The sequence below is a fragment of the Providencia sp. JUb39 genome (genome assembly GCF_012272845.1).
In the GTDB taxonomy this organism is placed as follows: domain Bacteria; phylum Pseudomonadota; class Gammaproteobacteria; order Enterobacterales; family Enterobacteriaceae; genus Providencia; species Providencia lanzhouensis.
Genome location: NZ_JAAWXD020000001.1, coordinates 1,619,887 through 1,644,027, shown reverse-complemented (window position 1 = coordinate 1,644,027; position 24,141 = coordinate 1,619,887). Strand labels below are relative to the sequence as shown.

General features: G+C 44.9%; 22 protein-coding genes. 10 read left to right on the top strand and 12 right to left on the bottom strand.

The window, feature by feature from the left end; all coding sequences use genetic code 11:
• Positions 1–429 precede the first annotated feature (429 nt).
• The gene (locus tag HFU86_RS07355) at positions 430–1,491 is read left to right on the top strand and encodes a tetratricopeptide repeat protein (protein ID WP_187128995.1); all 1,062 of its coding nucleotides are present in this window, start codon (positions 430–432) and stop codon (positions 1,489–1,491) included.
• A gap of 42 nt (positions 1,492–1,533) precedes the next feature.
• On the opposite strand, the gene HFU86_RS07350 is transcribed toward HFU86_RS07355, so the two are convergent.
• From HFU86_RS07350 to dpiB, 7 genes are all read right to left on the bottom strand, one after another.
• Positions 1,534–2,016 carry a glutathione peroxidase gene (locus tag HFU86_RS07350; RefSeq protein ID WP_187128994.1) on the bottom strand — a complete coding sequence of 161 codons (483 nt, stop codon included), beginning with the start codon at positions 2,014–2,016 and terminating at the stop codon, positions 1,534–1,536.
• A gap of 24 nt (positions 2,017–2,040) precedes the next feature.
• A complete protein-coding gene (locus HFU86_RS07345) occupies positions 2,041–2,592 on the bottom strand; it encodes a helix-turn-helix transcriptional regulator (protein WP_036951284.1) in 552 nt (183 codons plus the stop codon).
• Between the two features lie 609 nt (positions 2,593–3,201).
• The gene (locus tag HFU86_RS19945) at positions 3,202–4,206 is read right to left on the bottom strand and encodes a Rieske 2Fe-2S domain-containing protein (protein ID WP_187128993.1); all 1,005 of its coding nucleotides are present in this window, start codon (positions 4,204–4,206) and stop codon (positions 3,202–3,204) included.
• Positions 4,203–5,342, bottom strand: coding sequence for a GNAT family N-acetyltransferase (locus tag HFU86_RS07335; RefSeq protein WP_187128992.1), 1,140 nt, complete (start codon positions 5,340–5,342; stop codon positions 4,203–4,205). Before HFU86_RS07335 ends, HFU86_RS19945 begins: the two co-directional genes overlap by 4 nt.
• Positions 5,339–6,493 carry an ATP-grasp domain-containing protein gene (locus HFU86_RS07330; protein WP_187128991.1) on the bottom strand — a complete coding sequence of 385 codons (1,155 nt, stop codon included), beginning with the start codon at positions 6,491–6,493 and terminating at the stop codon, positions 5,339–5,341. The genes HFU86_RS07335 and HFU86_RS07330 overlap by 4 nt, the downstream gene beginning before the upstream one ends.
• A gap of 64 nt (positions 6,494–6,557) precedes the next feature.
• Complete coding sequence (gene dpiA / locus HFU86_RS07325; protein WP_132494753.1) at positions 6,558–7,238, bottom strand: two-component response regulator DpiA; 681 nt, start codon at positions 7,236–7,238, stop codon at positions 6,558–6,560.
• Positions 7,231–8,868 (bottom strand): sensor histidine kinase DpiB, encoded by a 1,638-nt coding sequence (dpiB, locus tag HFU86_RS07320; protein WP_187128990.1) that lies wholly within the window; start codon positions 8,866–8,868, stop codon positions 7,231–7,233. The genes dpiA and dpiB overlap by 8 nt, the downstream gene beginning before the upstream one ends.
• Before the next feature lie 371 nt (positions 8,869–9,239).
• Between dpiB and citC the strand changes: the two genes are divergently transcribed.
• The 8 genes from citC (at position 9,240) to HFU86_RS07280 (ending at position 17,306) form a co-directional block, all read left to right on the top strand.
• Positions 9,240–10,292, top strand: coding sequence for a [citrate (pro-3S)-lyase] ligase (gene citC, locus HFU86_RS07315; RefSeq protein ID WP_187128989.1), 1,053 nt, complete (start codon positions 9,240–9,242; stop codon positions 10,290–10,292).
• Between the two features lie 18 nt (positions 10,293–10,310).
• On the top strand, positions 10,311–10,607 hold the full coding sequence (gene citD, locus HFU86_RS20095) for a citrate lyase acyl carrier protein (RefSeq protein ID WP_187128988.1): 297 nt from the start codon (positions 10,311–10,313) through the stop codon (positions 10,605–10,607).
• The gene (gene citE, locus HFU86_RS07305) at positions 10,607–11,503 is read left to right on the top strand and encodes a citrate (pro-3S)-lyase subunit beta (protein WP_006657569.1); all 897 of its coding nucleotides are present in this window, start codon (positions 10,607–10,609) and stop codon (positions 11,501–11,503) included. The genes citD and citE overlap by 1 nt, the downstream gene beginning before the upstream one ends.
• Positions 11,504–11,514: 11 nt before the next feature.
• Positions 11,515–13,041, top strand: coding sequence for a citrate lyase subunit alpha (gene citF / locus HFU86_RS07300; RefSeq protein WP_108479053.1), 1,527 nt, complete (start codon positions 11,515–11,517; stop codon positions 13,039–13,041).
• A 3-nt stretch (positions 13,042–13,044) separates the two neighbouring features.
• Positions 13,045–13,590: a citrate lyase holo-[acyl-carrier protein] synthase gene (citX, locus tag HFU86_RS07295; RefSeq protein WP_154600281.1), complete on the top strand. Its 546-nt coding sequence runs from the start codon at positions 13,045–13,047 to the stop codon at positions 13,588–13,590.
• Complete coding sequence (gene citG / locus HFU86_RS07290) at positions 13,571–14,464, top strand: triphosphoribosyl-dephospho-CoA synthase CitG (protein ID WP_187128987.1); 894 nt, start codon at positions 13,571–13,573, stop codon at positions 14,462–14,464. Before citX ends, citG begins: the two co-directional genes overlap by 20 nt.
• Positions 14,465–14,733: 269 nt before the next feature.
• Positions 14,734–16,167: an anion permease gene (locus tag HFU86_RS07285; protein WP_036951311.1), complete on the top strand. Its 1,434-nt coding sequence runs from the start codon at positions 14,734–14,736 to the stop codon at positions 16,165–16,167.
• 83 nt (positions 16,168–16,250) lie between these two features.
• Positions 16,251–17,306 (top strand): 4-oxalomesaconate tautomerase, encoded by a 1,056-nt coding sequence (locus HFU86_RS07280; protein WP_187128986.1) that lies wholly within the window; start codon positions 16,251–16,253, stop codon positions 17,304–17,306.
• A gap of 48 nt (positions 17,307–17,354) precedes the next feature.
• Here the strand turns inward: HFU86_RS07280 and HFU86_RS07275 are convergent, their stop codons facing one another.
• The 4 genes from HFU86_RS07275 to HFU86_RS07260 form a co-directional block, all read right to left on the bottom strand.
• A complete protein-coding gene (locus HFU86_RS07275; RefSeq protein WP_187128985.1) occupies positions 17,355–18,488 on the bottom strand; it encodes an AAA family ATPase in 1,134 nt (377 codons plus the stop codon).
• Positions 18,485–19,195 carry an RNA ligase family protein gene (locus HFU86_RS07270; protein ID WP_132494703.1) on the bottom strand — a complete coding sequence of 237 codons (711 nt, stop codon included), beginning with the start codon at positions 19,193–19,195 and terminating at the stop codon, positions 18,485–18,487. The genes HFU86_RS07275 and HFU86_RS07270 overlap by 4 nt, the downstream gene beginning before the upstream one ends.
• A 219-nt stretch (positions 19,196–19,414) precedes the next feature.
• Positions 19,415–20,236 carry a VanW family protein gene (locus HFU86_RS07265; RefSeq protein ID WP_187128984.1) on the bottom strand — a complete coding sequence of 274 codons (822 nt, stop codon included), beginning with the start codon at positions 20,234–20,236 and terminating at the stop codon, positions 19,415–19,417.
• A 333-nt stretch (positions 20,237–20,569) separates the two neighbouring features.
• Complete coding sequence (locus HFU86_RS07260; RefSeq protein ID WP_108479059.1) at positions 20,570–21,886, bottom strand: CitMHS family transporter; 1,317 nt, start codon at positions 21,884–21,886, stop codon at positions 20,570–20,572.
• Between the two features lie 607 nt (positions 21,887–22,493).
• On the opposite strand from HFU86_RS07260, the gene HFU86_RS07255 reads away from it, so the two are divergent.
• Positions 22,494–23,585 (top strand): NADH:flavin oxidoreductase/NADH oxidase, encoded by a 1,092-nt coding sequence (locus HFU86_RS07255; protein ID WP_187128983.1) that lies wholly within the window; start codon positions 22,494–22,496, stop codon positions 23,583–23,585.
• Positions 23,586–23,675: 90 nt separating this feature from the next.
• On the opposite strand, the gene HFU86_RS07250 is transcribed toward HFU86_RS07255, so the two are convergent.
• Positions 23,676–23,996 (bottom strand): lipoprotein, encoded by a 321-nt coding sequence (locus tag HFU86_RS07250; protein WP_036951331.1) that lies wholly within the window; start codon positions 23,994–23,996, stop codon positions 23,676–23,678.
• Between the last annotated feature and the right edge of the window lie 145 nt (positions 23,997–24,141).

Here is a 24,141-nt window from a genome sequence, read left to right as displayed (position 1 = left end):
GAACGAAATAACGGAGTGAGATAAAAATAAAGCGGTATTTGAAGGAAGAGTCGTATTTTATGCAAAAAAAAGCCCAGCGACTAAAACTGGGCATAATGCATTCTATTAAGGATCGTACTACTAATTCAAACTACACGATATAGATGCATTATTGCATTACTTCATGTAAAGAAATGAATGTTGAGGGTAAATATATGAATGTTTACACAAGCAAACAGTGATATATATGTAATTAAGACCCTCGATAGACTTAAAAGGTTCATCTTTTTTTTAATTATTTTTAATCTTTTTTATAACATCATGATTTATCTTCGTTTAATGCGTAAAAATAATTTTCAGAATAGCAAGAATGGCAATTGCGCCGCTAACAGCAACCCGTTAACCTACCCACTAGGAATAAATGGCTAAAATTCATCCCAAGGAAGCTCAGTGAAACAGTTTACCCTCCCCTTCATTATCTTTTGCTCGCTTTTTATTAACATGAGCCATGCTAAAACTGTCGCCCCTGTTGCACCTTCTTCAATTGTGGATGAAAAAACACTCACGCAATTAGCCGATAGCGGGAAAGCTGAAGCTCAGTTTAATTTAGCGATGTTTTATCAATCTCACGGTCAGTTAGATAAAGCCGCCTATTGGTATAAACTTTCTGCCAGTCAAAATTTTACCAAGGCACAAATCAACCTCGCCCTGATGTACCAACAAGGTGCTGGCATCGGTAAAAATCCCAAAGAGATGTTGCATTGGATGGAAGCGGCAGCCAACGCAGGCGACCCTATTGGTCAAATGAATATGGCGGAATATACTCTAGAAGGCATTCCAAACCTGTTAGAGAAAAATTCACAACAAGCATTAAGTTGGCTAGAAAAAGCCGCGGCACAGCAGTTACCCGCAGCGCAGCTAACTTTAGCTTATTGGTATGAAAAAGGTGTCGTCGGAGATAAAGATCCCCAAAAAGCCAATCAAATCTACCTAGCATTGGCTGAAAAAAATCAGCCACAAGCGCTCTATTTATTAGGTTATCAAGCAGCAACGGGAATGTATGACAAAATCAATTACCCCGCGGCATTTCAGTATTTTACGCGCTCTGCGGAGTTAGGTTTTTCCCCCGCACAAAATAGCTTAGGTATGCTCTACTTGGCAGGGCAAGGCACCAAACGCGATACCGCTTCCGCCATTAAGTGGTTAACCCAAGCCGCTCAGCAAGGGGAAGTGTCCGCCCAGTTTAATTTAGCGTTAATTTATGCTCGAGGTGATGGCATCACCGCCGACCAAGCTAAAGCCTGCCAGTGGTTTATCAAGGCCGCCAACCAACGCAGCCGCGATGCACAGTATGCCAGCGGAGCGTGTTATCAATATGGAATGGGCGTACCGCAAGATGATACGAAAGCCTTATATTGGTATCGGCTCTCCGCGAAACAAGGCGACGAGCGCGCCCAAAAGAAAGTGATGATTATGGAAAATGAGTTACAGAATTCGGGGACAGGGAAATAGCCCTAAGATTATCTGCATGAAATAGCTAGAATGTCCGATCACTCAAATTCCAAGTGCGGCAACTATCGCCGCTTCCATTTTCTCAGGGGTCGTGAACGGAGCGAAACGCTTGAGCGGTTTACCGTCACGTCCAATCAGGAATTTAGTGAAATTCCACATAACTCTACCACCCAGCAGCCCAGGTAACTCACTTTTTAGATAACGAAATACTGGGTGCGCTGCGCTTCCATTGACGTCTATTTTCTCGAACATCGGAAAGCTCACACCGTAATTAATGTAGCAGGTCTGCCCGATTTCCTCTGCGCCGCCTGGTTCCTGTTTTCCGAATTGGTTGCAAGGAAAGCCAAGCACGACCAAACCCTGATCTGCATATTTTTTGTAGAGTGCTTCAAGACCTTCGTATTGCGGCGTAAAACCACAATGGCTAGCTGTATTTACAACTAAAACCACCTTACCCGCGTAGTCCGCCATAGAAATGTGCTGCCCGCCAAGGCTCATTGCTGTCAGTTGATAAAAGTGGGTCATCGTAAAGTCCTCAAAGATCAAATATTATGAAATAAGTGAATATGCGATTGATTCTACTTCTTTAATGTTTCCAAATGACCGCATTCTTAACGCAAGGTTCCACTTACTCAATATATGTGCATTACACACCAACTGCTCTCGAGCCTGAACGCCTTTACTGTCGAGGCGGCCGCTATCATTCAACCATTTAGCAACGTCTGACCAATCCCAAAGTGGTGATTGACCACTAATACGTTGGATAGGACAAGGGAAATCACCTTTACCTCGTGAGCCGTCTTTTAGTAAAGCAATGGCTTGGCGAGTTAAACCGGAAAGTTGGGCAATATCACTCAAACCAACTAGAGCCGAGTCCACCGACTCAACGACAGCCCCAATACCTGCCGTTTCAATGTCATTAATCGCTGATTTGATTGCTAAATCTAAGCTTTTCGCTTCTCTGTCAAATTCTAAATACACTGAACTACCGTAGTAGCAAATTAGCGCATCATCACAGCCGTTGGTATACAGAGCACCCGCAAGCCCCTCTGTCTCCATTTGAACACCTGATAACGTTAGGGTGAAATTGTAGAGTTCCATTCCGCTCTCCTCATCAAAAAGGCGGTTACCCGCCTTGCCTTAAACAACCGGATCAACCCTTAGGTTTCCTCGGGGTACAGCGGTCAACCATTCTACGGATTTGCTTTGCGTGCACTTCCGGATTTTTGGGTGTGCTGTTTACGCTCATCGCGTGAGTTCGTCCATGATCAGCATTTCCACATTTAACAATACAGAAAGGATGCCCCGTCGCGTCTTCAACGATCCAGCCCTTTTCCTCTGCATAACGGAGAGCCTCACGTACTTCTTTGTTAGGGTGCTTTTTGCTCATCAGCCTCCTGGTGCGCTAATAATATACAAATCGTTGACACACGTCAACGCCATGAATAGTGTTGACGTATGAACATTCCCATACCGCGTATTTACTATCACACTGTACTGGTACGAAAATATCATAATGAGACTTATTCTCATTAAAAATTTCTGCAATTATTTCTTTTGAAACCAATGAGTAGTGCTGAGTAATACAATTGAAGGCTTATACTTGAGAAAAATGATGAGATGGGGTTGATGGCACTGAACCTATAAAAAGAGCCTTTTTATAGGCTCCAAATATGTCTGGAAAGCATATACAATATTCCTCGCTGCGACTTAAAGCCGAAAACAGAACTTCCGCTCCTCAAACATCAGCGGCTCACCATCTTCAAGTAATTGGCGAATACTAGGACCTAGTAGATCTTGCTCACCATCGAGCGGTGTCGGTAAGGTTCCTTGAAAACGCAATTTATTGGCGCTGACTTTTTCCAATATTTGGCGGTCTTGACGGAGGATCACGCGGAATAATTTGCTCAATACATAACGTTTGATGACTGCCGGAAGCTTGCCCTGCCGAGTCGCTATTCGTGCAAATAGGCGTAACTGCTCATTTCCACAAGGTACTAACCAAGCGCTAACCAGCAGATTGAGCTCATCACTACGGTCACGGTACTCAATTTCTGCCAGACACGGCAGACGAAAACGCCCCATACTGACACCGCGCTCACGTTCAAACAATCGAGAAATAAATCCTGACTGTTTGTCCTCTTCGCTATACACGGCTTCGACGCCATCAGCCAGAGGGCGAACTCGGACGCTGATTTGTTGCCGTTGCCGGTCGTGACGGATCCAGCCAGAGTGAACAAAATGGGTGTGAAAACCATCGAGAAAATTCTCTGCGGCGTCTTGCAGCGAACACTGCACTTCATCGGTGATCCAAAATGTATCGACTCTCTGCGAGCTATCGGAAGGAGCAACTGGCGGGATCTGCGGACGCTCCATGCTCAGGCTAACCCAAACTAGCCCGTGAGCTTCGCAACAAGGAAAACTCTCAAGCAGCGGCTTACTTCCCGCTGCAAGGTCAGTACCAGGCACTCGCGTACAACGCCCATCGGCAGAGAACTGCCAGCCATGATAAGGACATTCAATCAGCCCATCACAAACTTTTCCCGCGCTCAATGGTGCAAAACGATGCGGGCAACGATCGGGTAGCGCAGCAGCATGCCCGTCATTGTCGCGAAACAGCACCAGCGGAGTGTCATGTAGCTGGCAAGCCACCGGTTGGTTTCGCAATTTGTCGCTGATAGCCACAGGCCACCATTGATGTTCAAACGGCTTCACAGTTTTAGCTTCCTCATCATCGGCACACCGATACCATGTAACAGAGCACTCAGCACCTTCCATACAAGGCGTCGTCCCCAAGATAAATGGGCGACGTAGACTAGGCTGTATTCGATCTGCGGCTCGCCACCCCGCAAGCGTTTGAACTCAGCCGCGCCAGAGCTAAAATTCAGCACCTGACGACGCTCAGCCGCTTCTTGCAGGCACAGGCGGGTCAATTGTCGATACAATCCAAGCCTTTGGGGCAACGCGGTGTCATAACCCACTATTGGCGTGCTAATCACTGTGGAAGATGAGAACCAACCCAATGCGCCGTCAATACGCCCTTCTGCATTACGTAAAGCGCGAATTTCTAGCCAACCCTCACGCTGTCCCTGCTGCATCCATTGCGCACTATAATGGGGATTCAGTGTGCAATATTTATCCAAATAAAGCAGGTTATAAAGATGCTCTATTCTTTTGAAATCGTCATCATTCAATTCGTTACCGGGTACGATGGTATACGGGCTGCGCCGCAATAAAGTGGCATCCAGCCGAGTATTGTGGTGTTTGAGAAACGGCGCTTGCTCCCCTGCTCGCCCATCAAACAAATAGACTTGCCGGCTAGGAATGCTCAAGTATCCGTGACTTTGCAAGCATTGGCGCAACTCTCGGTTACTGAAATCATTGAGCGAACGAAAACCAATTCCATGCTCAGGAAAGTTTTGCTTCAGCAATGTCGTGATAGCTGGCAATTCAGTAACATCCCAATCAGCAGGATAAAGATTGGTCGATAGCAGCCAGTTGTTTACCTGCACCAATTTGTTGACCTTACCCGCATTCAGTAAGCGTTCGACAGCTTGAGTCAGCAGCTTCAACGGCCAAGTCAGATAGGGGCGACCGAGGCGTTTGATTTCCTCGCGGGCATAGCCACTGTAGGCTGTTTGAGGAGACACCACATAGCAGTTGTCATCGGGTTCGTTACCATCTGTGATACTGACCGGAAATTGCTGCGTCCTCGTATCGAGCAACGCCATTTTCGTGCTGACATTACCTATCAAGCACTCGCTGGCACAAGCACGCACATAGCGCCGAGCCAAGCTATCATTCGAGCTAGCGTTCTCACTAACGATTTGATCTTCGAACAATAATCTCATGGTGTACGCTCATCTAGTGGCTGACCGTTCCATTCAATATCTGCCGTAGATGCCGTTAATAATCCACAGCGTCGAGATACCGCCCGAGCAACAATTTCCGTGAGGCTTCCGACTTGTGCTATCAACGGGCACCAATCACCTTTTTGCACGATAACATCGCGGGCGGCGGCATAATCACGCCAGAACGTCGGGCTCAGAGCTCGTCGTGGTGCGGCAAATAGCAGCATCGCCAATGCAATCATTCGAGGCTCTAATGTTGGTTCAAGGATCTGCTCAGATGGGTGACTCAATCTATTCACTAGTAACCGTCGCTGGTTGTCGAACAAATGCACACCACTGGTCGCTCTTGGGTTGCACTCCAGCACATGGAAACAACCATTTTTATCTTGAATAAAATCGAACCCTACTTGTCCGTTATAGCGGGTTTCACGCCCAAAATGCTCAATAAACTGGCGTATAGGTTCCGGCATGCTCGGTTGGAAATAGATCCCTGAGCCACGACCTACTCGGTAGCGCGGCTGATAGCAGCTATGAGCGCGTAGATCACCATCAACCAAGATACTAAAACTGCAAAACTCCCGTCCTTCGATAAATCGCTGCGCTACCCAAGGCTCGGTCTGAGTGGGTCGAACTTTATTTAGCTGATGGGCTAATGGGCGGATCAAGGTTTGTGAGGCAAAGCGCGAATACGCAGGTTTGAATACCCAGCTTGCAGCATCGCCCGCAAAGGCGAGTAATGCTTGGCTGTCTGTCAGTAGATGGGTTTCAGGGGCGGCTAAAGACCAGCCATTCGTCATGGCTGCAAAATCCCCTTTATGATGCAAACGATGCAACAGTGGAAAATCACTGGTTAACACCCGACACAACGGCTGCAAGCGTTCAAGACCGTAGGCCAAATAAAACACTTCTTCGCAAGTGGGTAGCAGTAGGTCGATATGCTGATTTTCGATCGTCGCCGCAAGGGCTTCAACCCAAGCTATCGGGTTCTGTCGAGGTTCAGGCAAGCGGACATAATGTTGCACGGAGCAACTAAAGCGGCTCAGCGGCTGACTGAGCGAATCACCGACGCTGACAGTCCATCCTGCTTCATTAAACGCTCGCGCCCATTCGAGACAGGCCGGCGCACGAGCGCCAAGGATCAGTACGTTCATAACAACCTTTTGGGAAATTGACGCAAACACCTTCACGCAGACTTCAATCGTCTACCTACGGCAACTAATGACTACCCCGATATATCCGCTGGGGACGCCCTACTTTGCCGTATTCAATTTCCGCTTCAATTTTACGTTGAGCTAAACAATACTCTAAATAACGGCGAGCGGTGGTGCGGCTTAATTTTATAGTTTCTGCAATCGACTCTGCCGTATATTCCGCATCGGGTACTGCAAATAACGCAAGCACTTTATCAAGCGTAATAGCATCAATCCCCGTCGGTAGCTCTTCTTTACTCTCACCACGGGCATAGGTATTAAACATATCATCAATCTGGCTTTGATTGGTTTTATTGGCACCCTGCAAAACCGCTTTACGCTGAATATAGCGATCTAACGTTTGCCCTAAACGCTCATAAGCTATCGGCTTAACCAAATAATCAAATACACCGAGGCGAATCGCCTCAGAGACTGTCTCCATATCACTGGCAGCGGTGGTGAATACAATATCCGCACTATTGCGCTCCTGAAGTAGTTCATGAACTAAATCAATTCCTTTCCCGTCAGGTAAATAGTTATCCAACAGAATCAAGTCAGGCTTCATGTACTCAATCATTTTTCTTGCTTCTGCAAGATTGCCCGCAAGCCAGACTTTATCACAAGCAGGATAAGCTTTAATGTACTCCGCGTGCATCTCCGCAAGGAGCAGTTCATCTTCGACAATGAGGATTTTTATCTTAGCCATTTTGCGTCTTCACTTTCGGTATAAAAATAGAGAATACAGTACCATACGGTTGATTATCTTCAATGATCACCGCCCCATTACATCGATTGACATAGGAGGCCACCAAAAATAGCCCTATGCCATGTCCATCGACAGCATCCGTTTTTGTTGTTGTTCCGCGTTCAAACCATTTATCTTGCAGCTCAAGGGGAAAACCACATCCTTGATCAGCAACTTCAATCACAATCTCATTATTTTCATCTGAGATATACAGTTCTACCTGCTTATTACCCGCTTCGTTCTTTAAACTCGCCTCAAAGGCATTATCTAATAAATTTCCTAATACAGCACAGAGTTCCGTGCTATTTAATGAGTTAGGTAATTCACGGAGTTGGCAACCCGGCACAAAAATAAGCTGTAAGCCCAGTTCTCGCGCACGGTGATATTTACCAAATAACAACCCAGCCACTTGTTTATCTGCAAATTGCTCTCGCAGTGAATCTATTAATTGTTGCCGAGATTCGGACTCCCCCTTAATTAACGCCAAGGCTTGGTCGTACTCTTTCATTTGCAGCAAACCACTTAAAGTAGAAATCCAATTTAAATGTTCGTGGCGCAATGTACGCAAATTATCCACATATTGGCGAACTTGAGAAAGCTGCGCATTTAAGGATTCAATATCATTTTGGCTGCGGAAGCTGATCACCGCTCCCGCCAGCAACTCACCATCCATAATGGCAACTCGGCTGGCTATCACATTCAACCCATTGAATTCGCAAACTATATCATGATGGTTTTTCGCGATTTCTTTCGTGAAAAAGCCTGCGGGAGAAACATACTCAGAAATCGGTTTACCGATTAACTGTTTAGCAGACTCACTCAGCGCCAACATTTTTCTGGCGTTATGGTTGATATTGATAATTTTCCCATAACGGTCGACGGCAATAATGCCTTCAAACACCGCATCAAAAATCCCTTTTTGCACCAACACTAATTGGGTTATTTCTTCAGGTTCCATGCCAAGCATTTGCCGCTGAATTAATCGGGCGAATGCCCAGGATAGAAATAGCAAAATCACCAACACCCCTAAAAATGTTGCTGACGTTTGCACAAACACTTCAGCTAATGAGGTATCTATTTTGGTAGTGAGATAACCAATGGAAACAACACCAATGACTTTACCGTTTTCATCAAAGATAGGTGTTTTTGCACGTACTGCATTCCCCATGGAGCCTTCGCCTTTAATAAAATAGCTTTCACCATTTTCTAGCGCTCCCGGCTTATTCCATTGCATTGGGTAGCCAATCTTTTCGCTATTCGGATGATATAAGCGAATCGAATGTTCATCACCAATAACGACATAGTCATAACTCGAATCTTGATTGAGCTTATCGGCAATAACTTTTAGCTTAGGAATATCTTTATCTTTTACAGTACTGACGATGCCATCCAATGAAGCGATCATTTTTGCTTGGCTCATAGCGAGTACGCGAATGTTCGCCATCATGCGGTTTTCTGTGGTATCCGTAAAATATTTGCCCAATCCAAACGTCAATAACACTGAAGCCAGTAACAATAGAAGAAAGACTCTTCCTGAGAATGAAAAAATATTCCCTTTTTTAAATGGGATCTGTGAAAACTCTGTTTTCATCTCGTCTCTCTATAACTCGCTAAAAAGTAAAATTATTGTTACACGCAAAAATACCAATAATGAAGATAAAAGATAACGTAGTCCGCTTAGTAATGCACATAATATTAATTAAACACATTAAAACCACTGAGTAAAGTTCATAACTCGTAATTAAAAACATTAAAACCATTAAACAAATACAAACTCATTTTAGAAACATGAAATAGGTCAAATATATTATATGCAGGGTATTTAATATGAATATTGAAAAGGATAATTAAATAAAAATTGAGAACTTAGGTAATTAACGGCAAGCCAAAAATATTTATTTAATTAACTTTAACATTAGCAACATTTTTAATACATCTCTAAATGAGATGCAGGATACCATTATGTTCGACAGCATAACGTTTAACCAAGTAAAACGTCATGAGAACAGAAAACTCAATGATATCACTCAGTTTTTAAAAGAGAATGATTTAGACATTGATGCCAGCGTTGACGTCTTTATTACGATCACACGTAACGAAAAGTTAATTGCCTGTGGTGGTCTCGCTAAGAATGTCATTAAATGCGTTGCTATTAGCGATGAAGTTCGTGGTGAAGGTTTAGCCTTAAAATTAGCGACTGAATTGGTGAATCTCGCTTACGAGAATAATACTACTCACCTATTTATCTATACTAAATACCAAAATGAAGAGCTATTTCATCAATGCGGGTTTCATACCATTGCTACTGTACCCAATGTAATGGTTTTAATGGAAAATAGCTGCTGTTATTTAAATCGCTATATTAAAAGTTTAAAAGCCCAATATAAAGCAGGAAAAAAAATTGGCGCTATCGTGATGAATGCCAACCCATTCACATTGGGGCATCGTTACTTAATTGAACAAGCCTCAAAGAACTGTGACTGGCTACATTTATTTGTCGTCAAAGAAGATACTTCCCGTTTTCCGTATAAAGTTCGCCTGAGATTAATTGAAGAAGGCACAAAAGGAATTAATAACCTCACCATTCATAAAGGTTCAGAATACATTATTTCACGGGCTACATTCCCTTGTTATTTTATTAAAGACATTACTGTAGCCAACAACTGTTATACAGAAATCGATATTAAGATTTTTCGCCAATATATTGCTCCGGCGCTGGGAATTACCCATCGTTTCGTCGGCTCAGAGCCATTCTGCCAAGTCACTAATCAATATAACCAAGACATGCGCTACTGGCTGGAAACCGATGAAATGCCATTCCCACCCATTGAACTAGTCGAATTTCCGCGAACAGTGATCGACGGTACGGCGGTTTCCGCCTCGCAAGTTCGAAAACTGCTCGCTAAAAAAGATCTTGCGGCGATCAAGCCGATTGTGCCCCCTGCCACGTATCACTATTTACAAGAGATGCTCGCAGCGCAGACACCGTCGCCGACTCCCGCACTACAAGCTTGAATTAGTTATAGGTGAAATATGAAGATACTACACGCAGCGGTTGCCGGCACACTCGAATCCAGTGATGTCATGGTACGAATCGAACCTCTTGAAGACACTCTTGAGGTCTCATTGCAGATCACCAGCAGTGTTGAAAAACAATTTGGTGATGCCATCAATGCCATCGTGCTTGAAATCATTGAAAAATACGATATTCAAGGCGCTGAAATTGTGGTGGATGACAAAGGTGCATTGGAGTGCGTTCTACGCGCTCGCCTCGAAGCCTTACTGGCTCGCGCCTGTGATCTCGATGCTCTGCCATGGGAGGATAAATAATGACACCGGAAAGAAAAAGCCGCACTCGCAGAAGTATGCTGTTCGTCCCAGGTTCCAATGCCGCGATGCTCAGTAACTCCTTTATTTATAAAGCCGATGCCCTGATGTTTGACCTCGAAGACTCCGTCACCATTCGAGAAAAAGACACGGCGCGTCGTTTGGTGTATCACACACTGCAACACCCGTTATATCAAGATATTGAAACCATTGTGCGCGTTAACGCCCTCGACTCCGCTTATGGGGTTGCTGACCTCGAAGCCGTTGTTCGCGGTGGTGCCGATATTGTGCGCTTACCGAAAACCGATACCGCACAAGATATTATTGATATTGAAAACGAAATTTTACGCATTGAAAAAAGCTGTGGGCGTGAAGAAGGTAGCACCGGGTTACTCGCGGCTATCGAATCCCCAATGGGGATCACTCAAGTCGTGAATATTGCCCACGCTTCTCCAAGATTAATAGGCATCGCATTAGGTGCCGAGGACTATGTCCGCAATTTGCGCACCGAGCGGTCTCCAGACGGCATTGAACTCCTCTATGCTCGGTGCGCCATTTTACAAGCTGCGCGTTCGGCCGGTATTCAAGCCTTTGATACCGTTTATTCTGACGCCAACAATGAAGAAGGCTTCCTCAAAGAGGCCGCTCTCATTAAACAGCTTGGTTTTGATGGCAAATCATTAATTAACCCAAGACAAATTGAGTTACTGCATAACTTGTATGCCCCAACCCAAAAAGAAGTCGACCATGCACAGCGTGTTGTAGATGCCGCTGATGCCGCAGAGCGAGAAGGCAAAGGCGTCGTATCCCTCAACGGTAAAATGGTAGACAGCCCTGTAATTGAAAGAGCCCGCTTAGTGTTATCACGCGCGGCATTATCAGGCATTCGGGAAGAGTGAGGCAGAACATTATGACAACCAATACATTGCGTCAGGCTCGCGTATCAGCCTACTTAGCACCTAAAGACGATGAATTACTGCGTGAATTCAAAGATATCGGCAAAGTTCAGCAGCAAGTTCAAAAACCACGCAACCGCAAACTGTGTGATGACCTGCAAGTGGCTATCCGCCGTTCAGGATTAAAAGATGGCATGACCATCTCTTTCCACCACGCTTTCCGTGGCGGTGATTTAACCATCAACATGGTGATGCAAGTGATTGCCGAAATGGGCTTTCGCAACCTCACCTTAGCATCCAGTTCACTCAGCGCATGCCACTCGCCACTGGTTGAACATATTCGCCATGGCGTCGTCACTAAGATTTACACCTCTGGCTTACGTGGCCCATTAGCCGAAGCCATTTCTCGTGGCGAATTAGCGGAACCCGTACAAGTTCACTCCCATGGTGGACGTGCCAACCTTGTTCATAGCGGTGAATTAAAAATCGACGTGGCATTTATCGGCGTTCCGTCTTGCGACGAATACGGCAATGCGAACGGATACACAGGCAACGCGAGCTGCGGCTCACTGGGTTACGCCAAAATCGACGCGGAAAATGCCAAAAAAGTGGTCATGCTGACCGAAGAATTTCTGCCTTACCCACATAACCCATCCAGCATTAAGCAAGATGAAGTGGACTACATTGTCAAAGTCAAACGTGTGGGGGATGCCGACAAAATTGGTGCCGATGCCACTCGCATGACCTCCAACCCGCGTGAGTTATTGATAGCGCGTACCGCCGCTGATGTGATTGAAAAATCAGGCTTCTTCAAAGAAGGATTTTCACTGCAAACCGGTACTGGCGGGGCTTCACTGGCGGTTACTCGCTTCCTCGAAGATAAAATGCGCCGTCATCATATCCATGCAGGCTTTGCGTTAGGTGGGATCACCTCCACCATCGTGGATCTCCATGAAAAAGGTTTAATTAAAAAATTACTCGATGTGCAAAGTTTTGACCGCGCTGCTGCCGAGTCTCTCGCGCGTAACCCAAATCACATTGAAATCAGTGCCAACCAATATGCATGCTTTGATTCTAAAGGCGCCTCAGTGGACATGCTCGATGTGGTAGTACTCAGTGCTTTAGAGATTGATACTCGCTTTAATGTCAATGTGTTAACTGGCTCAGATGGGGTTATTCGCGGTGCATCTGGTGGACACAGCGACACGGCGGTGGCGGCGAAACTGTCTATCATCGTCGCGCCGTTAGTACGCGGTCGTATCCCAACGTTGGTGGATGATGTGCTGACTTGTGTTACACCGGGTTCTAGCGTCGATATTTTGGTGACTGACCATGGTATTGCCGTTAACCCAGCACGCCCTGAGCTGAAGCAACAGCTGGAAAGCCAAGGTATCAAAACCGTTTCTATTCAATGGTTACGTGAACGCGCCCAATTATTAACAGGCACACCAAACCCTATCGAGTTTACCGATAAAGTTGTGGCCGTGGTGCGTTATCGTGACGGTTCTGTGATTGATGTTGTCCATCAAGTGAAGGAGTAGAACATGTTTTACCCACTGCCTGATACCCAAGAGCAATTTGACATTTCCTTACCTGACTTGCTGGCGAGCCGTGATGCCCGTCAGGCTCGTCAGCAAGAGTGGATTGGTCTCCATCAGGTAACCTTGATTTCATTTACTGTCGTTTTTCCGGGACCCGTTAAAGACAATCAACTGGTCAGAGACATTTTTAATCAAGGCTTAAATGCGCTTAAGCAAGTTGCTTCATGCAGGCAGTGGGTACTTTTATCACAACAATCATTCCCTTTCGTTACCGGACCGGAATGTTTAGTCGCCGTCAATGCCGATGCCCTTGAGGTCAAAAAAGCCTTAATGGAAGCGGAAGAATTATCCCCCGTCGGCCGACTTTGGGACTTTGATGTTTTTGATGCAAATGGCGTTTTATATTCTCGCAGCCAATTCAATTTACCGACTAGGCGCTGCTTGATTTGTGACAATGAAGCCAAGGTATGTGCGCGCCAACGCAGCCATTCCCTTGAAGAGATTTTGCGTCGTATCGAGGAGTTAGCCCATGCTCCAGCAAAAAATTAACCGAGAACGTACGTTAAATGATGACGTAGTGAATCACTACAGCCAACTGGCTTGGCAAGCGATGCTGGCTGAAGTGAATTTAACCCCTAAACCGGGCTTGGTGGATAAATGCAACACTGGTGCTCATAAAGATATGGCACTGACCGATTTTCATTTAAGTGCCAATGCGATTGCAAAATTCTTTCCGCTATTTTTGCGGGCAGGTTATGAACATTGTCAATTACCGATTAATCAGCTACTTCGCCAAATTCGCGGTATCGGTATCAATTGTGAAAAAGCGATGTTTTGTGCCACTCAAGGCGTGAACACCCACAAAGGTTCCATTTTTTCATTAGGTTTAGTGCTCACAGCCGTAGGGCGTTTATTAGGGTTACAGCAACGTGTTACGCCTAACGCAATCAGCCAAGTTGTTTCTGACATGTGCCAAGGATTAACCGCTGAGCTACAACAGCCCGCAGAGTACCCAACAGCAGGGCAACGTTTATTCCAAGAGTATGGATTTACCGGCGCTAGAGGGGAAGCTGAGCAAGGTTATCAGTTGGTGATTGCCTATGCACTGCCCCACTACTTGAAACAGCTGGCTGATGGTAAACAAGCCGATATCGCCCTACTCGATACACTGATTTTACTGATGAGTCTCAATGACGATACCAACATCGCCAATCGCGGTGGAATGGCAGGGCTTCAGTGGATAAAACAGCAAGCAACCAACTTGTTACATCAAGGAATTCAAGACGAACAGGATTTAAGCAAAGTCCAACAATTTGACTTGCAGTGTATTGAAAAAAATCTAAGTCCCGGAGGCAGCGCAGATTTATTAATTCTAACGTGGTTTTTTGCGCGATTGCCTACGAATACTTATTTAGCTTCATAAATAAAAACAACTTAAATATTCATTAACAAAGGAACAAACATCACAAAATTGATTAATTAAAACCAGAGAAAATAATTTTTAAATAAAAACTGATTTTGCTTTTCAATCATTAATAACATTTCTGTCAATAAGCGTTAACCAATAGTTTTATTAAGAAATAACACTATTCAAGATACCGCTATATCCAGAAATAGGTTTCCACACATTTTAGATATTCGTTTTATGTGATTTAAGAAATTTAAAGTTTTATATTCTTGAAGGATTAGCCTATGCAAAAAGATAAAATATGGAAGCTATTAGTTTTAATAGCCATTCCAATAATCATTGCCTTAATACCGACGCCCGCAGGGCTACCGAGTATTGCATGGCTGTTATTTGGTTTGTACCTTGCCGCCATTGTGGGGCTGGTCTTAAAACCTTATTCCGAGCCTGTGATCTTGTTAGCCACGATTGCCGCCAGTGCGGTGATCATCGGTGTTACTGGCACTAAAGACGTCAAAGTTGGCGAAGTATTGAGTGGTTACTCATCCGGTACAACGTGGTTAGTTTTCGCCGCGTTCACCTTGAGTGCCGCGTTCGTCATAACAGGCTTAGGTAAACGCCTCTCCTATATTCTTATTGGAAAATTAGGTGGCACCACTCTTGGACTGGGATATGTCACCGCTATTCTTGACTTGATTATCGCCCCAGCAACGCCGTCTAACACCGCGCGTGCCGGTGGGATTGTCTTCCCTATCATCAACAGTGTGGCGGTTGCATTAGGGTCTGATCCTGAAAAAAGCCCCCGTAAAGCAGGTCACTATTTGCTGGTAAACGTGTATATGGTGACCAAAACCACCAGCTATATGTTCTTAACGGCTATGGCACCAAACGCACTGGCATTAGCGATGATGACCGACATTATGGGTATCCATTTAAGTTGGGGTGGCTGGGCATTAGCCGCTGCTGTGCCGGGCTTAATCATGTTGATTCTGACCCCGTTGATTATCTACAAACTGTATCCACCTGAATTGAAAAAGGTGAATAACAAAGAAATCGCAGCGAAAGGTTTAGCGGATTTAGGTCCAATGACCGTGCGTGAAAAACTGCTCAGCATTATCTTTGTGCTGGCGTTATCCGGCTGGATATTTGCAGATAAAATCGGTGTGAGCGCCTCAAGCGTCGCCATTGCCGTGATGGCATTAACGCTGATCCTCGGTGTCGTGACTTGGGATGATGTGTTGAAGAACAAAGGCGGCTGGAACACCCTGATTTGGTACGGTGGTATTATCGGGATGTCCGGCGTGCTCACCAAAGCAGGCTTCTTCAAATGGTTAGCCGATGTGATGAGCGAACACCTCTCCTTCGGTGACCAAGCGATGTTAGCGTTCTTTGTCATCATGTTTATCAGTGTCGCGATTCGTTACCTGTTCGCCTCTGGTGGTGCCTATGTAGCGGCGATGGTTCCTGTTTTCGCCACCGTTGGTATGGTTGCAGGCGCACCGCCGATGCTGTTAGCGCTGGGTCTGCTGTTCTCTAACGCTTACGGCGGTAGCTTAACCCATTACGGAGGCGCGGCAGCTCCAATCGTCTTCGGTGCAGGTTATAACGATATTCGTTCTTGGTGGATCATTGGTGGGATTATCGCGTTCCTCAGCCTATTAGTTCACATGACTATTGGTTTAGGTTGGTGGGAAATTCTTATCAACATGGGCTTAATCTAATCGCCCTTACCCCATAAAAAAGATGGAGTGCAATATAACGCACTCCATTTTTCTTACGGTGAGGCGTTCAAAAAGGACGCGTGATGAAACAAATTCCTTGTACATTAATGCGCGGAGGCACATCAAAAGGTGTTTTTCTCCTCGCCGACTCTCTCCCGACCAACATTCAACAACGTGATGAACTGATTTTAGCCATTATGGGGTCTGGTCATCCTTTACAAATCGATGGTATTGGCGGCGGTAGCCCGCAAACCAGCAAAGTTGCCATCATCAGCACATCGACACACTCAGATGCAGATGTTGATTACCTTTTTGCGCAAGTCGCCATTACTGAGCGTATTGTCGATACTGCCCCTAACTGTGGCAATATTCTGTGTGCGGTCGGGTCATTCTCGTTAGAAAAAGGGTTATTACCTATCACTGGAGATGTGACCACCGTCAGGGTGCGTAACGTCAACACCAATACCTTTATCAACGCCACTATTCAAACCCCCAATGGGCAAGTGGAATATAACGGTAATGCAACGATTGCGGGTGTTCCCGGTCAGGCTGCCCCTGTTGGTTTAACTTTTCTTAATGCCAGTGGAACCAAAACAGGGAAATTGTTCCCTACCGGAAATGTGGTCGATATCATTGATGGTGTTGAAGTCTCTTGCCTCGATATGGCGACGCCTGTGGTGCTTATCGATGCCCCTCAACTTAATAAAACGGGGTATGAAACGGCGGATCAACTTGAAGGCGATAGCGAGTTTATGCAAAAACTGGAGCATCTTCGTCTGCAAGCTGGCGCCATGATGGGGTTAGGGGATGTGAGCAAAAAAGTGATCCCCAAACCGATTTTGGTCTCCCCTGCTATTCACGGCGGCACCATTAATGTGCGCTACTTTATGCCCCATAAATGCCATGGCGCATTAGCGGTAACGGGCGCAATTGCTATTGCCACCGGCTGCGTGATTTCAGGTACCGTTATCGAGCGTTATCTGCAAGGTGATGTGGATATGCAGAAGATTGCCATTGAACATCTCAGTGGCAAATTTGAGGTCGCGCTAACTAACCCGACGGATAAACCGGAAGGCATTCAAGCTTCAATTATTCGTACTGCTAGAAAATTATTTGAAGGAAAGGTTTTTGTGCCATGATGGCGAACTGATTGTCCTGCCTCTTTGACAGAGGCAGGATGATAAAACTTACTTCACCGGCTCACTCAAAAATTCACCATTGATAAAATAGGAAACTTGATGAGCTTCATCAGGGGTCGGTATTTCCAGTTTCCCCGCCATTCTTTCCATCACATTTTCCGGAACCGCATATTTGCGCTGACGATTTTGCTGCTGCCACTGCTTATACGGCACTTCCAGATAAATCAGATGCACTTTGGCTTGGTAGCGAGCAAATAGGCTGATCATGCTTTCGCGCAGTGAGGCACTTAGCGATGTCGCATTCCAGATGAAATCTTGTTTACTACGCAAATAAACTTTCGCCTGTTCTTTCGCTTGCTGCGCGACCCAGCCTTGGGCATTTTTATCCGCTGGGCTGATTTTATGAATTCGGCGAATTTCATCCAAGCATACCATCGGCGTTTGTGGGTAATGTTGTTGAATAAAATGGTCTTTTCCCATTCCTGGCAGACCACACAACATCATCACTTCGCTACAGTCTTCATCAAACGGTTGATAATCCGGCGTGCCGCGCTGGGTATGGAAATAGTGAAAACGCCCCGCCAGTGACGCGAAAGCTTTCGGCTGATCCCAGCAATCATGCTCACGGCAAAACAGTTCAAATAGCTCGATGCGCGCTAATAAGTCCGCTTTGTCTTCACATTCACGACCAATCGCATCCGCTTTCGCTAACATACACAGCAAGGACATTTCGACCCGTAATGAGGCGGAGTACAACGCTCGCTCTGGGTCGGGCTTATCCATCAACCATAATGGCAAACCGTGAAAGCGTACTAATGTGGCAATCTGCTCGCGGATAGCAAATGGCGTTTCCACTTCACGAAACAGGATATGGCGAGCGGATAACTCGCCTTTTTTTGCGTGTCCGGGTGAGCGAATACGCCCCTCTTCTTCTCGAGTGGTGCTGCGCTTTTCCACATCGTGTAAGAGCGCCGCTGTCCAGACAATCTGCTGTTGCGCTTCAGGTAATTGCTGATATTCCGGTAACGCCTCCAACGCAGCTAATACCATTTGAGTATGGATAGCCACATCCCCTTCCGCATGGTGTATCGCATCTTGAGGGACGCCATGCATATCACGCACAAATTCAAACTGTTCAGCAAGTTGTGACCATTCTCGTTGTTTTGTCAGCTGCCAACTCATTGGTCACCTCCTTGCATCTCAAACGCTAATTTCGCGCGCTGCCAATTTCGCTTCCAGTGGATATCGGTTTTGACATGGTTTTTGCGCACATATTTAAAAACATGCTGCATAAAATCATCCACGGCAAAACCTTGGCGATTGCGTGTCACTATGCCTTCCATACTGCACGGTTTTCCGGTATGGGTATCCCGTGCAATAAATTGGCTATCTTCCCCTGCCGCGGCGATTAACCCGCTGCTGTACTGCTGGGCGGTGAGGGTTTTATCGATATCCAAATGAAGCTCGGGTACAGTCGGGAAATCAAACAGTGAGGCGTAAAACTTCACTTCATCCCAACTGAGCCAATAATCCCCTTGTCGCACCGCGAACACGTAAAAATAATCTTCGATATGTTGATATTCAATGGAGTGCACGGCATACAGATTTTCGCCAAACAATTCGATATCACCCAGATCGTCTTTAATTAATTGCCACCGCTGACGGATTTGCTGCGACCATGCCGACTGAGTCGGAGCACCATGGGAACGAGCAAATACGCCGTGACGATTCAGGCAATTATTTTCACCATCGAGTTTTTCAGTATGAACCAGTTGTTCAATATTTTGGATGTGCGCCCACCAATCGCTATTAATACGATCGTCGCTGGTGGTGCCCGGTGAGAACGGATAGTGATACGTTCTACCATACTTCCTTGATTGCATATTCATTATGCTTTCTCTACAGAAATAACAAAACACAACAAATCTTGTGTAAGATTTGCCTCTGTGATAATTGAGAAATCAAGTGTTGGTATTACATATCTAGTCCGCGAGACGGCCTCATTTTGGGTGTTTTATCAGAAAAACAGCAAGAAATAACTTAGTTGGGGGGATTCTAAACGAATTAATTAGGTAAAAGCCAGTAACATATTCCTAATTATGCTCGTATTAACCCACATCACTCAATTGAGATTCATCCAGTGGGTATTTCACCACCACTTTATTGCGGTACAAACAGCGGTCGCTGAGCGTGAGCGGCTCTTGCCCTTTGGTGGTGATTTGTTGCCAAATTTCATTATGGCGATAAATCACGCCGTGCTCCCGAACAAACTTATGATTTTGTTGGTAAATATGGTATTTATTTTCGCGGGGTTCTGAACATAGTAGCTCCCCTTCAATTTGGTGCTCACCCATTTTAAACACTAACTGAAATGTTGCTTGAGTGGGGTTATACAGCACAAGGTCGATATAGTTATAGAAGATAGCGGCGCCGGAACCAAACGGCAACACGCGCCCTTCATCAGGAAATGGGTCAAAACTGTGGTTGGCTCGTTCCACCACTTGCAATGGAGAATGCAGCGCCATCCAGTGGATTAAATTGCTGAGTTGGCAAATTCCTCCGCCAATCCCGCTTCGGGCTTCTCCGTAAGAAAGTTCCATTCCCTCCACAAAACCTCGTTTAACCGTGGGTTTTCCCACAAGGCGACAAAATGAGAAGTATTCACCCGGCGCGATGGTAACACCGTTCATCGTTTCAATCGCAATTCCAAGGTTTATCACTTTGTTATGTTGTAGCCGAAGGTCTGATTGCCCCAATTTACGGATAAGGCGCGATGTGTGTTTATGGTAACGGTATTCCAGCGGTTGCTCCGCCAAATGACGGGTATACTTGCGCCCTGAAAATGCCCAGTGCCAGCGCCTAAGTAACCGTTTTTGATTCACGCGCAGCCAATACAAGATAGGATGATAGGAAGAAAGTGGTCTGCGCATGTCGAGCCTTATAGATTTCAGATAATAAAGGCATCTTCACATAATTCCCTCATCATCAATATAGTCACTGTCTGATAATCGATGTTCCACTTAGCAACTATTTTATCTCACTGTTTTTTATCTTCTATCTTCTAAGATGTTAATTTTTCCCTTAACCTCCTCATACATTGGTTTTATTTGTCGCTTTTGACCTAATACTCCCAAACATTGGCTCTATGGATTTTGCGCCGTAACTAGGCGGCAAAAAAGAAAATCCCTAGGAGCATACATAAGTATGTGACTAGGGTTTTCTTTTGAAGCCAACAACGTTACGACGTAAAAGACGACGAGCGATTAATACAATCCAAGAACCGCCCCGACGGCTAGCGTGAAAAAGCTGAACACCCAAATCCACCCAAACGAATACCGCAAATGACGCCCCATATCAATTCCCGCCAGCCCCATCGCCAACCACGCTGCCGGTGAGAACGGACTCACAAACGTACCCGCGTTATTCCCTATCGCCATGGCGTACACCACTGCTGAAGGGTCAACCCCTGCCGTTGCGGCAATTTGCTGAATAATTGGCAGCAATGCAAAATAGTAAGCGTCAGTACTGGTGAAAATATCCATTGGTACGCCGAGGATACCCACAAAAATATGAATTTTTGATACCCATTCCGTTGGCAGAATTGATGTCAGATCCATCGCGATGGATTTCAACATTCCACCATCGGATAAGATGCCGAGAAACGCGCCCGCTGCAAGAATAATTGCCACCATACCTAACGCCTGTGGGGCGTGCAGGGAGAGCACCTTCATCTGCTCTTTGGGATTTGGGTAGTTAATTAGTAACGCCAAAGAAAGCGCAATCATAAATACGTATGGAGCTGAAAGTAACCCAAATGCTAAACAGATAATCGCCCCTACAATTAATCCACCATTAATTAATGGCTTTTTAGGTTTATGGGCAATATCAACCACATCTGCGATTTGCTCACTTTCGCCTAACAGTGAATCCATTTGATACGGCGTAGTGCCATTTAACGCGGCCGCAGCAATGCGACGCTTTTCACGCATTCCCATAATGATGGCAAATACCACCGCGCCACCCATACCAATCAATTGCACGGGAATTAAACCTTGCCATAGTGTGGATGCATCTATGCCTGTTACCGCTGACGCGCGACCTAATGGTCCGCCCCATGGCACCATATTCATGATCCCCATACTTGCGCACATCAGCAGCAACATAAGGTATGGACTCATACCTAATTGTCGGTATAGCGGTAATAATGCAGGAATAATAATTAAAAATGTTGCGGCGCCAGAGCCATCTAAGTGCACTACCCCCGCGATTAGCGTGGTCATGATACAGACGATAATCACATTACCACGGGTCATTTTAACCATCATGCGGATCAATGGGTCAAAAATATGTAAGTCCTTCATCATGCTGAAGAACAAAATGGCAAACAAAAACATCGCTGCCACTTTTGCCACTTTATTAATGCCGCTTTCGAAAAAGACCGAGATTTCACCAATAGAATATCCCGCTAACAGTGCACCAATAAAAGGAATACAAGACATTGCAATAATTGGGCTAGCTTTACCCATCATCAGTAAAGTGACGATTGTCACGATGATTAAAATACCAATAATTGTTAACACATTGACCTTCCTTTTTAGAATTATATTTTCACAGGCTAATACACGTTGTTGAAAATAAAACTGCTACACTCTTACAGTTGTAATTTTATTTTCATCTCCATTACTCTTTTTACATAAAACTAATATTACGTAGGGCTATCGTTGCTTATATAAATCCCTTATTTAGGTTGCAAGATGAAAATTGTTTTTTTGCGGCAACAATATTCATTTAAAGGTAAATAAAATCATTGAATAAAATAAAAACCCAGTGTGAAAATCTATTAGCACCATAAAAACCATAAAACTCAATTAAGTTTATCATGCTTGAATTATCATGGAGTTAACAAAGAAAGGGGGAACTAAGCGAGTATTTATCATGATTTGAAATGACACATTGCAATATATCTACATTCTATCTCTGGTTCTTTTATTTATAAAAAAAATAGCAAGCAGAGATTTATACTTTTTATTCTTTTCCTCAAAATTATCTTCACGTTATTGCTTTTTCAGCTTGCTTATAACGAAAAATTTTTTTGAATCCCTAAATTTGCCGTTTTATCACAAGAATGCTCTTCCTTTTTTTGTATACTGTCAGAATTATCTTAAGTTTCGTTATAAGGAAAAAGGAATGAGTTACCTATTTTCACCCGCTAACTTAGGTCAAGTTCAGCTAACTAACCGCATTATTGTGCCACCTATGTGCCAATATTCCGCACATGAGGGGCTTATCAGTCCTTGGCATCAGGCTCATTATATGAACCTTGCCTTATCCGGCGCTTCCCTTGTGATTGTCGAAGCCAGTGCTGTAAACCCCGATGGGCGAATTACTTACCAAGATTTAGGTTTATGGAATGAAGCTCAGATGCAGGCGTTTAAAACCCTGTTAACGAATATCAAGAGTTTTGCCAATGCAAAATTAGGTATTCAAATTGCCCATGCAGGCAGAAAAGCCTCTTGCGCACTACCGTGGGAAGGCGGGCAAAATTTAGCGCCAGACGATCCACATGGTTGGCAAACAGTCGCGCCATCCGCTCTGCCTTTTGGCGATAGCTATTCACCAAAGGCTCTCACCATCAATGAAATCCACGAAATAACGCAACAGTTTGTTGATTCAGCAAAACGTGCTGAACAAGCAGGTTTTGATTTAATTGAGATCCATGCGGCTCATGGCTATTTACTGCATGAATTCCTATCTCCTATCTCCAACCAACGACAAGATGAATATGGTGGCAGTTTTGTTAACCGTACTCGATTTTTAGTGGATATGTTCCGTGAAGTACGTGCGGCGGTCAGTCCAAATATTGCTGTCGGTATCCGTATTTCTGCAACAGATTGGGTTGCAGGGGGCTGGGATCTGGCTCAATCCATCGAACTCACTGAAGTGCTAGAAGAATTAGGGTGCGATTATATCCACGTTTCTTCCGGTGGATTATCAGACAAGCAACAGATCCCGGTCAGCCCAAATTACCAAGTACCACTGGCGCAAGCTATTCATGAACATACCGATATGCCAGTTATTGCTGTGGGGCTGATCACCGAGCCTCACCAAGCGGAAGCGATTATTGCGACTGGGCAAGCTGACTTTATTGCGATTGGTCGTGGCATTTTATATGAACCACGCTGGCCATGGCGTGCCGCTAGTGTGCTCAATGAACAAATTAATGTGGCACCACAATATTTACGCTGTGCTCCACATCAATTTAAACAGCTATTTAAATAAGCGTTGATTTAAAAACCTATCCTAAAAACAACAAAGCCACGGGATTTTTCATCTCCGTGGCTTTATTTAACAATGACTAAAGTTATTCAATTAACGCGCGTTAGTTGCACACTCTTGAACAAATGAAATCATAGTTTGTTGGAATTCAGGCGCAGCAGCAGGTGATTTTTGCAGTTCACTGTCTAAACGCTTAAATTCTTTTAAACCATATTTTTCAACAGTTTTATCATAAGCACAGCCACAGATTGCGCTAATAGCTTGTGCTGTTTCTGTATCAGATTCGCCCGCTGCTTTTACACAGTTGTTTACGAACTCAGAACGATACTCTGCAATCTCTTTTTTCTCGTCTGAACACGCTGACAACAATGCCATCATACCCGCCATACCCAATACTAATGCTGTCTTTTTCATTTTTAACCTATTTATCTTTGTTTACATCGGATTACAGTTTATATCGGATTACATTAAAACCCTACAACATGCCTTAGTATTAATCATAGCTGCTTTAAATTAAAAAATCTTGTTTCCATTGAATATTTAATTGCCCTATTTATTT

What these genes read in the sequence shown, in the direction of transcription:
- HFU86_RS07350 (WP_187128994.1), bottom strand. Translation starts at nt 2,016, where the DNA reads ATGACCCACTTTTATCAACTGACAGCAATGAGCCTTGGCGGGCAGCAC.
- HFU86_RS07345 (WP_036951284.1), bottom strand. Translation starts at nt 2,592, where the DNA reads ATGGAACTCTACAATTTCACCCTAACGTTATCAGGTGTTCAAATGGAG.
- HFU86_RS07335 (WP_187128992.1), bottom strand. Translation starts at nt 5,342, where the DNA reads ATGAGATTATTGTTCGAAGATCAAATCGTTAGTGAGAACGCTAGCTCG.
- HFU86_RS07330 (WP_187128991.1), bottom strand. Translation starts at nt 6,493, where the DNA reads ATGAACGTACTGATCCTTGGCGCTCGTGCGCCGGCCTGTCTCGAATGG.
- dpiA (WP_132494753.1), bottom strand. Translation starts at nt 7,238, where the DNA reads ATGGCTAAGATAAAAATCCTCATTGTCGAAGATGAACTGCTCCTTGCG.
- dpiB (WP_187128990.1), bottom strand. Translation starts at nt 8,868, where the DNA reads ATGAAAACAGAGTTTTCACAGATCCCATTTAAAAAAGGGAATATTTTT.
- citC (WP_187128989.1), top strand. Translation starts at nt 9,240, where the DNA reads ATGTTCGACAGCATAACGTTTAACCAAGTAAAACGTCATGAGAACAGA.
- citD (WP_187128988.1), top strand. Translation starts at nt 10,311, where the DNA reads ATGAAGATACTACACGCAGCGGTTGCCGGCACACTCGAATCCAGTGAT.
- citE (WP_006657569.1), top strand. Translation starts at nt 10,607, where the DNA reads ATGACACCGGAAAGAAAAAGCCGCACTCGCAGAAGTATGCTGTTCGTC.
- citF (WP_108479053.1), top strand. Translation starts at nt 11,515, where the DNA reads ATGACAACCAATACATTGCGTCAGGCTCGCGTATCAGCCTACTTAGCA.
- citX (WP_154600281.1), top strand. Translation starts at nt 13,045, where the DNA reads ATGTTTTACCCACTGCCTGATACCCAAGAGCAATTTGACATTTCCTTA.
- citG (WP_187128987.1), top strand. Translation starts at nt 13,571, where the DNA reads ATGCTCCAGCAAAAAATTAACCGAGAACGTACGTTAAATGATGACGTA.
- HFU86_RS07285 (WP_036951311.1), top strand. Translation starts at nt 14,734, where the DNA reads ATGCAAAAAGATAAAATATGGAAGCTATTAGTTTTAATAGCCATTCCA.
- HFU86_RS07280 (WP_187128986.1), top strand. Translation starts at nt 16,251, where the DNA reads ATGAAACAAATTCCTTGTACATTAATGCGCGGAGGCACATCAAAAGGT.
- HFU86_RS07275 (WP_187128985.1), bottom strand. Translation starts at nt 18,488, where the DNA reads ATGAGTTGGCAGCTGACAAAACAACGAGAATGGTCACAACTTGCTGAA.
- HFU86_RS07270 (WP_132494703.1), bottom strand. Translation starts at nt 19,195, where the DNA reads ATGAATATGCAATCAAGGAAGTATGGTAGAACGTATCACTATCCGTTC.
- HFU86_RS07265 (WP_187128984.1), bottom strand. Translation starts at nt 20,236, where the DNA reads ATGCGCAGACCACTTTCTTCCTATCATCCTATCTTGTATTGGCTGCGC.
- HFU86_RS07255 (WP_187128983.1), top strand. Translation starts at nt 22,494, where the DNA reads ATGAGTTACCTATTTTCACCCGCTAACTTAGGTCAAGTTCAGCTAACT.
- HFU86_RS07250 (WP_036951331.1), bottom strand. Translation starts at nt 23,996, where the DNA reads ATGAAAAAGACAGCATTAGTATTGGGTATGGCGGGTATGATGGCATTG.